The organism is Aeromonas sp. 600527, assembly GCF_049175415.1.
GTDB classification, from domain to species: domain Bacteria; phylum Pseudomonadota; class Gammaproteobacteria; order Enterobacterales; family Aeromonadaceae; genus Aeromonas; species Aeromonas veronii_A.
In genome coordinates, this window is record NZ_JAAKVA010000024.1 from 1 (window position 1) to 15,495 (window position 15,495).

8 protein-coding genes are annotated in these 15,495 nt (G+C 55.1%); 1 reads left to right on the plus strand and 7 read right to left on the minus strand.

Annotation, left to right across the window (positions count from 1 at the left end):
- The 7 genes from G5154_RS19930 to G5154_RS19960 all read right to left on the minus strand — a co-directional run.
- Window positions 1-1,100 (minus strand): retention module-containing protein (locus G5154_RS19930; RefSeq protein ID WP_421251563.1); only part of this gene is annotated, 1,100 nt, incomplete at its 3' end.
- Between the two features lie 268 nt (window positions 1,101-1,368).
- A complete protein-coding gene (locus G5154_RS19935; RefSeq protein ID WP_421243794.1) occupies window positions 1,369-3,294 on the minus strand; it encodes an EAL domain-containing protein in 1,926 nt (641 codons plus the stop codon).
- Window positions 3,295-3,297: 3 nt separating this feature from the next.
- The gene (locus G5154_RS19940) at window positions 3,298-4,050 is read right to left on the minus strand and encodes a transglutaminase-like cysteine peptidase (RefSeq protein ID WP_421243924.1); all 753 of its coding nucleotides are present in this window, start codon (window positions 4,048-4,050) and stop codon (window positions 3,298-3,300) included.
- Between the two features lie 135 nt (window positions 4,051-4,185).
- Window positions 4,186-5,511 (minus strand): TolC family outer membrane protein, encoded by a 1,326-nt coding sequence (locus tag G5154_RS19945; protein ID WP_005346740.1) that lies wholly within the window; start codon window positions 5,509-5,511, stop codon window positions 4,186-4,188.
- A gap of 37 nt (window positions 5,512-5,548) precedes the next feature.
- Window positions 5,549-6,982 carry an HlyD family type I secretion periplasmic adaptor subunit gene (locus G5154_RS19950; protein WP_203117815.1) on the minus strand — a complete coding sequence of 478 codons (1,434 nt, stop codon included), beginning with the start codon at window positions 6,980-6,982 and terminating at the stop codon, window positions 5,549-5,551.
- Window positions 6,975-9,119 carry a type I secretion system permease/ATPase gene (locus G5154_RS19955; RefSeq protein WP_335844055.1) on the minus strand — a complete coding sequence of 715 codons (2,145 nt, stop codon included), beginning with the start codon at window positions 9,117-9,119 and terminating at the stop codon, window positions 6,975-6,977. The genes G5154_RS19950 and G5154_RS19955 overlap by 8 nt, the downstream gene beginning before the upstream one ends.
- 377 nt (window positions 9,120-9,496) lie before the next feature.
- Window positions 9,497-10,426, minus strand: coding sequence for a TIGR01212 family radical SAM protein (locus G5154_RS19960; protein WP_005337371.1), 930 nt, complete (start codon window positions 10,424-10,426; stop codon window positions 9,497-9,499).
- A gap of 611 nt (window positions 10,427-11,037) precedes the next feature.
- Here G5154_RS19960 and gltB point away from each other — a divergent pair.
- Window positions 11,038-15,495, plus strand: a complete 4,458-nt coding sequence (gene gltB, locus G5154_RS19965) for a glutamate synthase large subunit (protein WP_421223885.1) — start codon at window positions 11,038-11,040, stop codon at window positions 15,493-15,495.

Below are 15,495 nucleotides of genomic sequence, written 5' to 3' on the forward strand. Positions count from 1 at the left end.
GGGAACACCAGCCCGAACGCCGGCGGCAATGCCCCCGCCACCACGTTCACTGTCAGGACGTTACCCACCAGGGTGCCACCAACTGCAGTGGTATTCGCAGGCAAATTGTTGAAGGTATACACCAGGCTGGTCCAGGTCTCTGACCCGTCGCCATCGCTGATACTCACCGTGTTGGTCAGCAGCACCTGTACCGTGCCATCCGTCTCGGTCGCACCCGCATTCAGCGCCTCGACGTTGAAGTCGATGTCACCTTGTGGTGCCACTGTCAGTGTCAAGGTAGAAGTAACAACATCGGAGCTATCGGTGACCAGATAACTCACCGTAGGAGCGGCGCCAGAATAGTCAGGGGCGGGGGTAAAGGTAAAAGTGCCATCACTATTGATGACTAGCGTACCAATCCCAGTCAGGATCGATGTCACACCAGCGGGAACATCAATATTACTGCCCCAGCTATAGCTAATGATGGATTGAGTCAGGGGGCCATCTGGGTTGGTACTGTTAACCAAAAGATCACCACTGACGGTAGTATCTTCATCCATCGAAAATACTTCGCTCTCATCCAGCAATATATTCGTTACTGGCTCTGGTTCCAACAGTGGTTCAGGCACTTGCTCTGTATTAATAAAGGGAGCAGCCTGATAATTAGTATCAAAACCGGCCTCGGCAATTGTCGCATCACCAGTTCTATCAATGGTGACAAAACCACCGTTGCCGCTTGCTCCCGCTACCCCACCAATACCGCCACCACCTGCTGCTGGTGCCCCACCGGCAGCAGAAGCCTCAAAGTTTTGAGTCGGGTCAACACCCTGCAGAATAGATTCTTGCAATGCGGCAATATCTGAAGGAGCACCTTCCTGGCTTGCCGCAACTTGCGGTTGAGCAGATTCAGCAGACTCGGAACCTGCTGGAACATCCGATGCAGGAGTATCGTCGTAAGGTGAAAGAGCTAGCTTTGCATCATCCGCTATGGCTAATTTGGCCCCGGGTTGGAGAATTTCCCCTCTTTGCAGAGGGCGGCTGCTTCCATCAGCCAGCACAATCTCCACATTACCTTCAATCGCAGAGACAACCACGGACTTGTCGATGATTTGGGTACGCATATCCATTGCTCCAATGGTGACAGATCTTGATGTCTACACCGTAGAGGGAGATACCGTGCTTTTCCGTTGCAATAATGTATAGATTTGACTGCTCTCAAACAGATATAGAGAATAAAATCGAAAGATTAGTTTTTCTTTTTTAAAATCATAACGATATGATGAGAACCAAATAGACCCCATGTTGATTTAATAATAAAAAAATCAAAAACATAATTTATTGATATAAAAACAGCCCCGTTTGGGGCTGAATTTGCAATGCACATATCAATCAAGATAGGGGGAAGGCAGGATGCACAAATCCCTGATAACCATCGATATGCAACTTGGAAAGCAGTTCCACTTGATGTTGATCTTCGACGCGGGTTGCAATGGTGGTCACACCAGCATTGTGTGCGGCGCGACACACTGCAGCCAGGAATGAGGTGTCAGCCCCCGGCTCCATGACCTGACTGGTATAACCGTGATCGACCTTGACATAAGCCGGCGACAACTCCTCCAGATAGCCCAGAGACTGGAAGTGACGACCATAGTGGTCAACCCCCCACTGGAAGCCATGAGCTTGCAAGGTGCCCACCAACGCAGCCACGTTGTCTTTATGTTTCATGATGGCAGCTTCAGGTATTTCAAATAACAACCGCTCTTTCAGCTCTGCATGCTCGGTCAGATAGCACGTCAGCCAAGTTAAAAATTCATCCGAGCAGAGCGAGCCAGCAGTGATGTTGATCGCCAGTACCAGATCAGACTGTTTTTGCAGTAATGGAACGCAAGCATCAAGCACCGCTTGGTCAAACTCGCCACCCAGTTTGAACTGTTCAATCGCAGGCAAGAACTGACCGGCAAAATAGTCTGTGCCATCCCGAGAGATAGACGCAAACAGTTCGGCATGTAATCTGGCACCATTATCAAACCGGCAAGCTGGTTGAGCTTTAAAGCGCCAAAGTTGTCGTGAAATGGCATCTTGTACCAGATCTCGCCAGGCCAAACGCCCCATCAAACCTTGCTCGGTGCCTCCTTCCATCACCACAGCACCACGGCGTTCATTACGCGCCTTGCCAAGCGCATTATCGGCTTTGGTCAACAAGGCGGAGAGATCATCATTGCCATCACGACCGGCAATACCAATGACGGAGAGCGCATCCCCTTCGCCCATTGGATTCACCACCAGATCGGCAATGCGGCTATTAATCACTTCAGCCAGCTCTTTTAGCTGAGTCAGATCGTCAGTTGGACAGAGCAGCGCATATTCCGTCGCGGAGATCCGTGCCAAGGCTGCGCCATCCCACCCTTTTAATTGCTCTTTCAAAGCCTGAGCTATCGACTTGACCATGTTGTCGCGGGCAGCAAAGCCTTCATCGCGATAGATATCATCCAGCATGTCGACCGCAACCAGCATGACGCCACCTTGGCCAGCCTCCGCTATCCATGCGTTTACCTGGCCTACAAAATAGGCTCTGTTGCCCAGTCCCGACACGGCATCGACATAAACCCGCTCACGCAATTTCTCGGCCTCATCGGCTTGCTCTTTAAACTGCAGCGCCAACTTGCTTGAGAGGGTGTTGATCGCCTGAACGACCTGCTTCAATTCATGGGTTTTAGGCTCCGGGATCGTATGGCCGAAATGGTGCAGCTCGATCTCGACGGCTTGATCACAGATCTGTTTCAGTGGCTTGAGTAAGTAGTTGAGTGCTCTCATCAACAAAATGGTGGTGATCAAAAATCCGACCAGAAACCAGCTCGCCAGCTCACTCATACCCCGCCACAACTCGTAATAAGCCTGGCCGGGGTGACCCACTACTTTTAATTTTCCAAGCTGCAACCAGCCAGATGTCAGAATTGACTCGTTGGATACCTCAGGAAACAGACCCAAATTCACAAACCACTGCGGCACCCCCTGAATATTGTTGGTATTTTCCTGCTCGATGACATCCTTTGATGCCAGCAGATCAAGGCGAACCAGTCGATAATAGCCGCCATCAAAGATGGCCTGGATCACCGACTCGGCACCGACCTTGTCACCGTTTTCCAGATAGGGGGTGAGCGCAAGCCCCAGCGAGGTTGCCGTATTGATGACCGTTGTTTCCTGTTGCTGCGCCAGATAGGTGCGGGTTGAATTGAATTGCACCCAGTATGTGGCCGCAAATAACAATCCAAACAGCAGCAGCATGGTGGCTAATAACTGTCGATAGAGCGTCATAGGTTAATCATCCAAATTCACCACTGGCCGAGCCAATCGCCCCGAGGTCATGCGATTGCGTAAATCATTCCATAATCCCAAGCGGGATGATTGACCAGCCAGTTCCCCTTGGCCTCGTGCCTTCATCAACCACAAGTGACTACCGTTAAAACTGTAAATAGGCACCAAATCACGCCGCTGTGTGGCAGGGCGAATCGAGCCGATCAAATTATCCAAAATAACCGGAACGGAAGAGGGTGTCTCATAATATGCCACCACCATGTGAAACTGGTTGTAATCAAGAGCCTTGACATACACCATCCGCATTTTATCATCCGGGATCCCAAGCTCGAGCAGCGTAGAGTATTTGGCGATACTGAAATCTTCACAGTCTCCCCCGGCTGCCCCCAAAAATTCCAGCGGGGTTGCCCAATAATCCTTTTTGCGCCACAACTTGATATCATCAATAAAGCGCATCCGATTGAAAAAATTATTTACCCGCTCAAGTTTTTTTTCTTCGCTCAGGGCCCTGCCCTTCGTCTCCATGACCAGCATACGCCAACTGGCCACACGCTTGCCGGCTCTGACTCCATAGGTCTGCTCCGCCCGCTTGATCAAGTTGAGATCTTCCTGTGGCAAAGGCTGACTGGCACAGAGCAGAAGTGAGAAGGGCAACAGCAGGATCCATAAGGAGCGGCTCAGAACACGTAGGGCTAGGTGTCTCCATTCATTGAGGAGATAACACCATCTGCCACCATTATTGCACTGGAGTGTCACATTATATTCCTGCTGCATTATTGCTGCTGCACTCCTCAAAACCCGAGCAACCACCTGCTTTAGCCAAATATGGTGACTGCCAGCAGCAGTCACCATATTAGCGTTCATCATCCCGGCTGGATCATGAACAAATGGTTATTGCCTGGCCTGCCATTCAGCGGGTTGTTTGACGCTAAATGCATTGAGCAGGCTACCTGTCGCATTGAGAATGCGATAGTCCGCCAGCAGTGCATCATACTCGGCGGTGATATAGCTGCGACGCGCCTCGAACAGTTCGTTCTCGGTGTTCAATACGTCCAGCAATGTCCGTTGACCCAACCCAAACTGCTTCTTGTATGCCTGTACGGTGTCATAGCTGGCATCAACATGCTCTTTCAGGAAGGTCTTTTGCTTGGCCAGCGACTCTTTCGCGTTCCAGGCCAGACGAGTGCCCTCCTCCACCTGACGGAACGCATTCAAATGAATGTCTTTCGCCTGAGAGTAGAGCGCCGATGTTGCATTGCTCTCTGCCACGTCAGAACCGCCACGGAACAAGTTGTAACGCATGCGCACCATTGCGGTCAGATCATCGTTGCGCCCTTTGACTGCATCGATATCCTCATTCCAGTTCTGATCGACCTCGAATGTTACATTCGGGTAGAAACCGGATTTGGCGCCTTCATGTTGATACTTGGCCGCTTCGATATCCTGCAGGGAAGAGAGCAGGGTCGGGTGGACTTCGGTCGCTGTTTTCAGCGCACTATCGAGGCTGGTCGGTATAAGCTCGGTATTGGGAACCGGCTGTACCAGATCTTTGGGCACCTCGTTCACGACACGAATAAATTCACTCTCTGCGTCGCGATAGTTGTTTTCAGCAGCGGCCTGATTTGAATAGGCCCGGGCAACACGACCTTCAATCTGGGTCTGATCCGCAGTAGAGCCAAGCCCTGAATCAGTCCGCTTGCTGATGTCGCTGCGGATCTGTTCGTGGGTTTCCAGGTTCTGTTTGGAGAGTTCCAGGATCTCCTGCTGGCGCAGCATATTGAGGTAGACCTCAGCTACTCGCAGCGCGGTATTTTCAGCTTCGGAGATCATCGCCAGACGCTGGGCATTGGCTTCAGCTTCGGTTCTGGAGACGTTGTTGCTGACATCAAAGCCATCAAACAACATTTGCCGCAAACTGAGTCCAGCCTCCTTGCGAGTCATGGAATCATCGATATTGCTGTTGGCGCTGGCAGCACGGGTAGAAGGGCTGTCAGTTTTTTCATAGCCTACGCCACCACGCAGATCGATCGTAGGATAATAGCCACCCTTGGCTCCATCATGCTGATAGAGTCGTGCCTGATACAGATCAAAGGCTTCCTTGATCTTGGGGTGCGTAGCAAGTGTCTGTGCCACCGACTCTTCCAGAGTCTGAGCCTGACCCAAACTCGGGATCAGGGTGCAGCCACTGACCAGCATGGCAACAATCGTTTTTTTCATGTTATCTCCAGTCATGTTTTGTTTTTAGATTGTTGGCTTATCGTTCTCTCAGTGCCGACTGCTTTGCCCGTAAGATCGGCTTAAGCAAATAGTCTAGGACACTTTTTTTACCAGTAATGATATCAGCACTGGCTAACATACCGGGGATGATGGGAAGTGCGTTAAGCTCATCGCCCAAGTAACTCTTCTCTGTCCGAACCCGAACCAGATAAAAGGAGTTCCCCTCCTCATCCTGGATCGAATCAGCACTTATCTGTTCAACCTTGCCATGCAATCCTCCATAGATTGTAAAGTCGTAGGCAGTAATTTTGACGATGGCATCCAGCCCCGGTCGCAGGAAGGCGATATCTTTCGGTGACACCTTGGCTTCTACCAGCAAGGTATCCTCCAGCGGCACAATCTCCATTAGATCCATGCCGGGCTGAACCACACCGCCCAACGTGTTGATCTTGAGCTTCTTGATGGTTCCTTTGAGCGGAGCAATTACGCTGGTTCGGTCAACCCTGTCTCGCAAGCCAACCTGCCCTTCTGACAACTGGCCAAGTCGCCCTTGCTTCTCATTCAGTTCAGTCTGGGAGTCTGCCCTGAACTTCAGCGCAATATCATTACGCTTGGAGATGGTCTCACGCAGCACCGAATTGAGTTTTGGGATCAGCAGACGGTTACTCTCCAGTTCCCCCTGCATTTCGTTAACCTGCCGTTCCAGCTTGATTAGCTCCACTTGCGGCACTATGCCCTCTTTCGCCAGTGGACGGCTAATATTCAGCTCTTGTCTGGCCAGATCCACACTGCGATTCACAGTGCGGATCTTGGCATTCAGTTCAATCAGCTCCTGCTCTTTCTGTTCGATTTGCTGACCAAGAATATAGAGCTGGTTCTTCAGGTTATTGAGGCGATCCCGCTGTACAGAGCGCTCACGGTGCGCATATTCGGCAAAGACGGTTTCATAACCATCGGGGAACTGGATTGGCGCTTCGCCTACCACGACCTGCTCACGCCACCCCAGTGCCGGGTCGTTTTTCACCTCGACGCTGGCCATCTCGGCCCGCAGACGAGCCACATCCCCCTTGAGAGTTACCACCTCCTGCTCCCGTTCTCTAAAATCGGAGCGGAAACGGGTGTCATCAATACGCAGCAGCGGCTGCCCCTTTTCGACGATATCCCCCTCTTTGACGAAGATCTCTTTGACGATCCCCCCTTCCAGGTTCTGGATCACCTGCAGCTGGCGTGACGGAATAACTTTGCCCTGACCCACGGTGACTTCATCCAGCTCAGCCCAGGCCGCCCAGACGATGGCACTCATGAAAAAGAGGAAACAACACCACAACAGGATGCGGGCACCGGTCGGCGTGGTGAGCAGCACAGCTGCCGCACCGTCATCGACAAACTCCAGATGCTCGGGCGCCGGCAATACATCGCCGGAAGGCGCCTTTTTGCTGCGCTTGAACCAGTCCATGAGCCCCTTAACCATGGGACACCTCCTGCACGCGCACTTTGCCTTCCTTCAACTGCTGTAACACCACCTCTTTGGGGCCATCAGCCACTATCTGTCCCTGCTCGATGACGATCACTCGCGATGCCACATCCAGCATCGAGGTTTTGTGAGTGATGAGGATCAATGTGGTTTCCGGGCCCAGTCTGGCAAGCTCCTGTTTGACCTGCATCTCGGACTGGTTGTCCATGTTGGAGGTCGGCTCATCCATCACCAGAATGGGGGGATCATTAAGCAGGGCGCGTGCCAGAAGGATCGACTGACGCTGGCCACCGGAAAGCTGACGGCCACCCTCGCCTATCTGCCGATCCAGCCCGTTGGGATCGCGGTTGGTAAAGTTGGTAACACCCGCCCGCTTGGCGGCGCGCAAGACTCTCACATCATCCACCAGCGGATTACCCAGCATGATATTGTCTCGCACGGAGCCAAAGAAGAGAATGACATCTTGCGGTACACAGCCGATATTGCGGCGGATCACTGACGGAGGCAGCTGGTCGATTTCAAAACCATCGAGGCGAACAGAACCATCGGTCGGTCGATACAGCCCCATCAACAGCTTCTCAAGGGTCGTTTTACCCGCCCCAATCCGACCGATAATCGCCACCTTTTCGCCCGGCTGAATGCGCAAATTGATATTGTGCAGAGTGCTAGTTTCCATTCCCGGATATTTGAACGAAACATTCTCGAATTCAATTCGACCGGCAAGCACCGGATGATGGATATATTGCTTGCCCTCCTCCTGCTCCCCCGGGGTTTGCATGATTTTTTCCAGAATATCCAGTGCAGACTTGGCCTGGTTATAACGGGTCGACAACACCGAGAGTTGTACCATGGGCGCAATGGCACGGCTGGAGAGCATCACGGCGGCAATCATGCCACCCATAGTGACCAAGCCTTCGGAGATCTGGTAAACACCGACGATCACCAGACCGACCGTCACCACCTGCTGGATATAACTAGCCAGTGAAGACATGGAGTTGGTAATACGGCGGGTCTGTACGCCCCAGGTGGAAATATGGGAAACGGCCTGTTCCCAGCGATGCTGGAACATGCTCTCGGCACCGAAAATTTTGACGGTTTCCAGCCCGGAAATACTTTCAATCAGGTTGGCGTTCTTCTGGGATGCAAGACGTGATCCCTCTTCGATGGACTGCTTGAGGGGCTCCTGAATATAAAAACTGTAAGCGATCAGGATCAGCATGGCGACGATAGGGACCACCACCATCACGCCGGCAAACATCCAGATAATAAAGAGGAAGAAGATGGCAAAGGGCAGATCGATAAGAGTAGAAACCGTCGCGGAGGTGAAAAACTCCCGCACCGATTCAAACTCCTGCAGATGTTTGGCGAACGCGCCGGTGGAAGCGGGGCGAGACTCCATCCGCATGCCCATCACCTTGGCGAAAATCTTGGCCGACAGCAGCACATCGGACTTTTTTCCGGCGATATCGATAAAGTAACTGCGTAGCTGCCGCATCACAAAATCGAAGGTAAAGACCACCATGGCCCCGACCGCCAGCACCCAGAGTGAATCAAATGCCAGATTGGGCACAATCTTGTCATAGACGTTCATGGTAAAAAGGGGGCTGGCAATGGCAAACAGGTTGATCAGAATGGAGGCAATAAGCACATCGCGATAGATGCCGCGGGATTCGAACAAGGTGCTCCAGAACCAGTGTCCATCACGGGTTTCCAACACCTTGGGAGAGCGCTCGTCAAACTTGAACTGCTTCTTCACGTAGAAGAGGCGCCCCAGATACTCATCACCCAACTGGGCTGCGGTTAGCCATTGGGCTGCATCACCTGCCTGCGGGAAAATCACTTTCCCTTGGCTGCGATCTTCGTTCCACTCCAGCAAAATGCAGGCGCCACCATTGCGCATCTGCAATACACAAGGCAGCAGCAAGGGAGAAATATCGGCCAGTGGCTGTATCACTTCACGGGCGGATAACCCGCCCCGCTCGGCAGCACGGCAAAAGAGTGCGGTAGTCAGGCGCCCGGAGACCAGTGGCAACCCGGTCGTCAGGGCATCTTGGCTGTTGGGCACACCATAAAAGCGGGTCAAGAAGACCAGACACTCCAATAACTCATCAATACGACTTGTTTCTGCTTGCATAGCATCCTGTCACTGCATAAATGAGGTAGATAAGAGCGTTCATCGCTCATATTTCCCTGCTATAGCCACGCTAAAACCGAGTGGCCTTCCCGCTGATGAGACTGATCAGGGGATAAACCTGTCCAGATAGATCGCGACACTCATCCCCAATTTCCCGGCACAGCAGCAATGGCGGCATGATTCGTTATTGGTAAAAATAATCGGCTCATCAACACCATGCTAACACTGCAATCAGGATGAATGCCGGAGTTAATTGATAATGACATTTATTATGGCGCACCACTATATCAACCGGCACGTACCAAAACTATAGTTTAGGGTATGAAGTTTTTTATATAACCCTATGTTTTACGTGAAAATAATAATCTGGCGCTCAATTATAGGTCAGGAAGTATGAAGGGTCTGCCCAACGCGTGACCTTGCGGGCCGCTCAATGAGAGTGCTTTGGCAATGTCCGCCATGGCCGTCCAGCGGTTTTCACACCAGGCTGGCGCCAAAAGAGTCGGACGACGAGCGGAGGCCGAAATCCGGTGATACACCACTTCGGGCGGCGTGTGCTGGATCATGGCAACGGCCGCCTCCACATACTGTTCCAGCGTCAATACCTCAAGGCGCCCCGCCTGCCACGCTTTGCCAAGAGTACTGCCCTCTACTACATGAAGCGGATGCAGCTTGATCCCCTCAACACCGGTCTCAACGATACGATGCAGGGTATCGAGGCTGTCCATTGGCACCTCGCCCGGCAGGCCGACGATCAGATGAGCACATACCTTGATGCCGCGCTGATGGGCACGTCTTACCGCATCCTCATAGGCGGCATAACCGTGGCCGCGGTTGATCCGTTGCAGGGTCTTGTCATTGGCACTTTGCAGCCCGAGCTCCAGCCACACCTCGTAACCCCGGGCCTGATAGCCCGCCAACAGATCCAGCACCGCATCCGGTACGCAATCGGGGCGAGTGCCCACGCAGAGCCCCACCATATCGCTCACCGACAGCGCCTCTTCATACATCCGCTGCAGATATTCGACCTCGGCATAGGTACTGGTATAGGCCTGAAAGTAGGCAAGATAGCGCTTGGCACGGGTGACTTCGTCCCGGCGAGCCAGCAGTTGTTGCACCACGGAGAGTTGCTGAGCCGACTCGTCAGCAAAAGAGGATACATTGCAGAAGGTACAGCCACCGCGGCCCAGGGTGCCGTCACGGTTCGGGCAGGTGAAGGCCCCATGGATGGAGAGTTTGTGGATCTTCTGACCATGACGCTGCTTGAGATCCTGACCGAATGTATTGACGAGTTCGTGTAACTGCATGACACCTCCGCTAAAGGAGCGCCATTGTACGAGCTTGCGCAAAACAGGGGCTGAGCTGGATCAAGCTAGCGGAGAGGGTAAAACATATAAATACCCGACCAATTTTGAATAAATATAGAGAAAAAGCGCAAAAAAAGGATTTTTACAGTTCTTTGACGATTCAAACAGTAAACATCCATATGAAAATGAGACCTGATAACCCACTGTTGAACAATGAGAAATTCAAAGAGACCCGACAGCACACAATTGCAAGCATGGGATATTGAAAATGTGATCCCTTCCGCTGTCGGCCACATCGGGTTGGTAAAATTACTACATTCGCCCATCGTCGCCGAGCACACCATTGAGCCTGTCAATGGCGATATATTTAACCAACAAAATCAAACAACACAGAATAAATGCTTCATAACTGCGAGCGAATCCCCCTAACCCGACATTTTGTTATGCGAATGTAACCATGAAGACAAACCTGACCTGCGATTGACCTCGCCAGAAAATCCCATTAGTTTGGAGATTCGCCACGTCAGGCAGACGGAACCACAAGAGCCAATCGCAATTTATGCAGTCAGGTGATGACTGTGCGATACAAGGCCGAGCAAGGGAGAAATGCAATGTCACTATATGATCCAAAGCTGGAGAGGGATAACTGTGGCTTCGGCCTGTTGGCCCACATGGAAGGGGAAGCCAGCCACAAGCTTGTCCGTCTCGCGATGTCAGCATTGGCTCGCATGCAGCACCGCGGCGGGATCTCCGCCGATGGCAAGACCGGCGATGGTTGCGGTCTGCTGCTGCAAAAACCGGACAGCTTCTTCAGAGCTGTCGCCGAGGAGAAGGGATGGCACCTTGGCCGCAACTATGCGGTCGGCATGCTGTTTCTCAACCCTGACCCCGTATTGGCCCAGCAGACCCGCGACATCATCGACGAAGAGCTGGAAAAAGAGACCCTGAGTCTGGTCGGCTGGCGCAAGGTGCCTGTCGATACCAACGTACTCGGTACCATCGCCAAAGCCTCCCTGCCCAGCATTGAACAGGTCTTTGTCAACGCCCCGCCCGGCTGGGTCGACAAGGATCTCGAGCGCCGGCTCTATATCGTGCGCCGCCGCATCGAAAAGCGCGTCAACGACGACTACTTCTATGTGGTCAGCCTCTCCAATCTGGTCACCGTCTATAAAGGACTGTGCATGCCGGTGGACTTGCCGCGCTTCTATCTGGATCTCGCCGACATCCGTATGCAGGCGGCCATCTGCGTCTTCCACCAGCGTTTCTCCACCAACACCAGCCCGCGCTGGCCGCTGGCGCAGCCGTTTCGCTATCTGGCCCACAACGGCGAGATCAACACCATCGCCGGCAACCGCCAGTGGGCCAAGGCGCGCAGCTACAAGTTTGCCACGCCGCTGATCCCCGATTTGCAGGAAGCGGCCCCCTTCGTCAACACCACCGGCTCTGACTCCTCCAGCCTCGACAACATGCTGGATCTCTTCCTCGCCGGTGGCATGGACCTGTTCCGCGCCATGCGCCTGTTGATCCCGCCTGCATGGCAAAAGCACCCGAACATGGATGACGACCTGCGCGCCTTCTACGACTTCAACTCCATGCACATGGAGCCGTGGGACGGCCCGGCCGGTATCGTCATGACCGACGGTCGCTACGCCACCTGCGCACTTGATCGCAACGGCCTGCGTCCGGCCCGCTACGTCATCACCAAGGACAAGTTCATCACCCTCGCCTCCGAGGTCGGCACCTGGGACTACACCCCGGACGAAGTGCTGGAGAAGGGCCGGGTCGGCCCGGGCGAGCTGTTCGTGGTCGATACCAGCAACGGCAAGGTGTGGACCAGCTTCGAGATCGATGACGACCTCAAGAACCGTCACACCTACAAGCAGTGGATGGATAAACATTGCCGCCGACTGGTCCCCTTCGAGCAGATGGACGACAGCCAGACCGGTAGCCGCGAGTTCTCCGATGAGCAGCTGAAAACCTATCAGAAGCTGTTTGGCTACTCCTTCGAGGAGCTGGATCAGATCATCCGGGTACTGGGTGAGAACGGTCAGGAAGCGGTCGGCTCCATGGGGGATGACACCCCGATGGCGGTGCTCTCCTCCGGTCCGCGCACCCTTTATGACTACTTCCGCCAGATGTTTGCACAGGTGACCAACCCTCCCATCGATCCACTGCGTGAGAACCACGTGATGTCGCTGGCCACCTGTATCGGTCGCGAGCAGAACGTCTTCAACGAGACCTTCGGCCACGCCCACCGGGTGCTGTTCCAGTCACCGATCCTGCTCTACTCCGACTTCCACCAGCTACTGGCACTGGAAGGTGAGTACTACCGTCATCAGGTGATCAGCCTCAACTTCAAGCCCGAAGAGGGGCTGGAAGCGGCCATCTTGCGCATCTGCGAGGAGGCCAAAACCGCTGCCAGGAGTGGCACCGTGCTGCTGGTGCTGTCGGATCGCGATATCAACGCCGACACCCTGCCGATCCCGGCCGCAATGGCGGTGGGCGCGGTACAGCGCACCCTGGTGGACAACAACCTGCGCTGCGACGCCAACATTCTGGTGGAGACCGCAAGCTGCCGCGATCCGCACCACTTCTCGGTGCTGCTGGGCTTTGGCGCGACCGCCATCTACCCCTATCTGGCCTACGAAACCCTGGCCAAACAGGTTGAAGAGGGCGTGCTCACCATGTCCCTGCGCCAGGCCATGGTCAACTACCGCAACGGCATCAACAAGGGGCTCTACAAGGTGATGTCCAAGATGGGCATCAGCACGGTCGCCAGCTACCGCTGCTCCCAGCTGTTTGAAGCAGTGGGTCTGGCCAAGTCGGTGGTCGATACCTGCTTCCGCGGCGTATCGAGCCGTATTCAGGGTGCCGATTTTGCCGACATCCAGCAGGATCAGCACAATCTGGCCCGTCAGGCATGGCTGGTGCGCAAGCCCCTCCCCCATGGCGGCCTGCTCAAGTTCGTCCACGGCGGCGAGTACCACACCTACAACCCGGATGTGGTGCAGACCCTGCAAACCGCGGTGCGCTCCGGCAACTATGCCGATTACAAGGAGTACGCCCGTCTGGTGAACGAGCGCCCGGTTGCCACCCTGCGCGATCTGCTTGCCCTGAAGAAAGTCGACAATCCGGTCGCGCTGGATCAGGTTGAGCCAGCCGACAAGCTGTTCCCCCGCTTCGACTCCGCCGCCATGTCCATCGGTGCCCTCGGCCCTGAGGCCCATGAGGCTCTGGCTGTCGCCATGAACCGCCTCGGCGGTCAGAGCAACTCCGGCGAAGGGGGCGAAGATCCCAAGCGTTTCGGTACCGAGAAGAACTCCCGCATCAAGCAGGTGGCTTCCGGCCGCTTCGGTGTCACCCCCCACTACCTGATGAACGCCGATGTAGTGCAGATCAAGGTGGCTCAAGGCGCCAAGCCCGGCGAAGGGGGCCAGCTGCCCGGTGACAAGGTCACCGCCCAGATCGCCCAGCTGCGTTATTCCGTGCCCGGCGTGACCCTGATCTCGCCGCCGCCGCACCACGACATCTACTCCATCGAGGATCTGGCCCAGCTCATCTTCGACATCAAGCAGATCAACCCGAGCTGTCTGGTGTCGGTGAAACTGGTCTCAGAGCCCGGTGTCGGCACCATCGCCTGCGGCGTGGCCAAGGCCTATGCCGACTTCATCACCATCTCCGGTTATGACGGCGGCACTGGCGCGAGCCCCCTCACCTCGGTCAAATATGCCGGCTCCCCGTGGGAACTGGGTCTGGCTGAAACCCAACAGGCGCTGGTCGCCAACGGTCTGCGCCACAAGGTGCGACTGCAGGTGGATGGCGGCCTCAAGACCGGCCTCGACATCATCAAGGCGGCCATCCTCGGCGCCGAGAGCTTCGGTTTTGGCACCGGCCCCATGGTGGCGCTCGGTTGCAAATACCTGCGGATCTGCCACCTGAACAACTGTGCCACCGGCGTTGCCACTCAGGATGAGAAGCTGCGTCGCGAGCACTTCACCGGCCTGCCGGAGATGGTGATGAACTACTTCAAGTTCATCGCCGAGGAGACCCGCGAACTGATGGCCCAGCTCGGCGTCACCCAGCTGACCGACCTGATTGGCCGCACCGATCTGCTGGAAGCCCTGCCCGGCCTCACCGCTCGTCAGGCCAAGCTGGATCTCTCCGGCATTCTGGCCCGTCCGGTTGCTCCGGCAGGCTCCAGCCTGTTCAGCCAGCAGCACAACCCCACCTTCGACAAGGGGCCGCTCAACCTCAAGATGGTGGAAGATCTGCTGGAAGCGGTGGAAACCTCAAGCGGTGGCGAGTTCCGCTACGACATTCGCAACACCGACCGCTCGGTGGGTGCGCGCCTCTCGGGCGAGATCGTCAAACGTCACGGCAATCAGGGGATGGCGGCGGATCCGGTCAAGGTGCACTTCAACGGCACCGCAGGCCAGAGCTTCGGCGTCTGGAACGCGGGTGGCCTTGAGATGATCCTCACCGGTGACGCCAACGACTACGTGGGCAAGGGGATGACCGGCGGCAAGCTGGTGATCAAGCCCCATGTCGGTGTGGCGTTCAAATCCCATGAAGCGGCCATCATCGGCAACACCTGCCTCTACGGCGCCACCGGCGGCAAACTCTACGCCGCAGGCACTGCCGGCGAGCGTTTCGCGGTGCGCAACTCCGGCGCCCTGGCGGTAGTCGAGGGGATTGGCGACAACGGTTGTGAATACATGACCGGCGGTATCGTCACCGTACTCGGTCAGACCGGCGTCAACTTCGCGGCGGGCATGACCGGCGGCTTTGCCTACGTGCTCGACGAGTGCGGCAACTTCGCCAAGCGCACCAATCCCGAGCTGGTGGAACTGCTGGACGTGGCGGATCTCGCCATCCATCAGGAGCACCTGCGCGGCATCATCACGGCGCACCTCAATGAGACCGGCAGCTCGCGCGCCGAGGAGATCCTGGCCAACTTCGACTCCTATGTGCCCAAGTTCAGGCTGATAAAACCCAAGTCCAGCGACGTGAAATCGCTGCTGGGTCACACCAGCCGTTCCAGTGCAGAACTCAGAATCCAGGCGCAATAA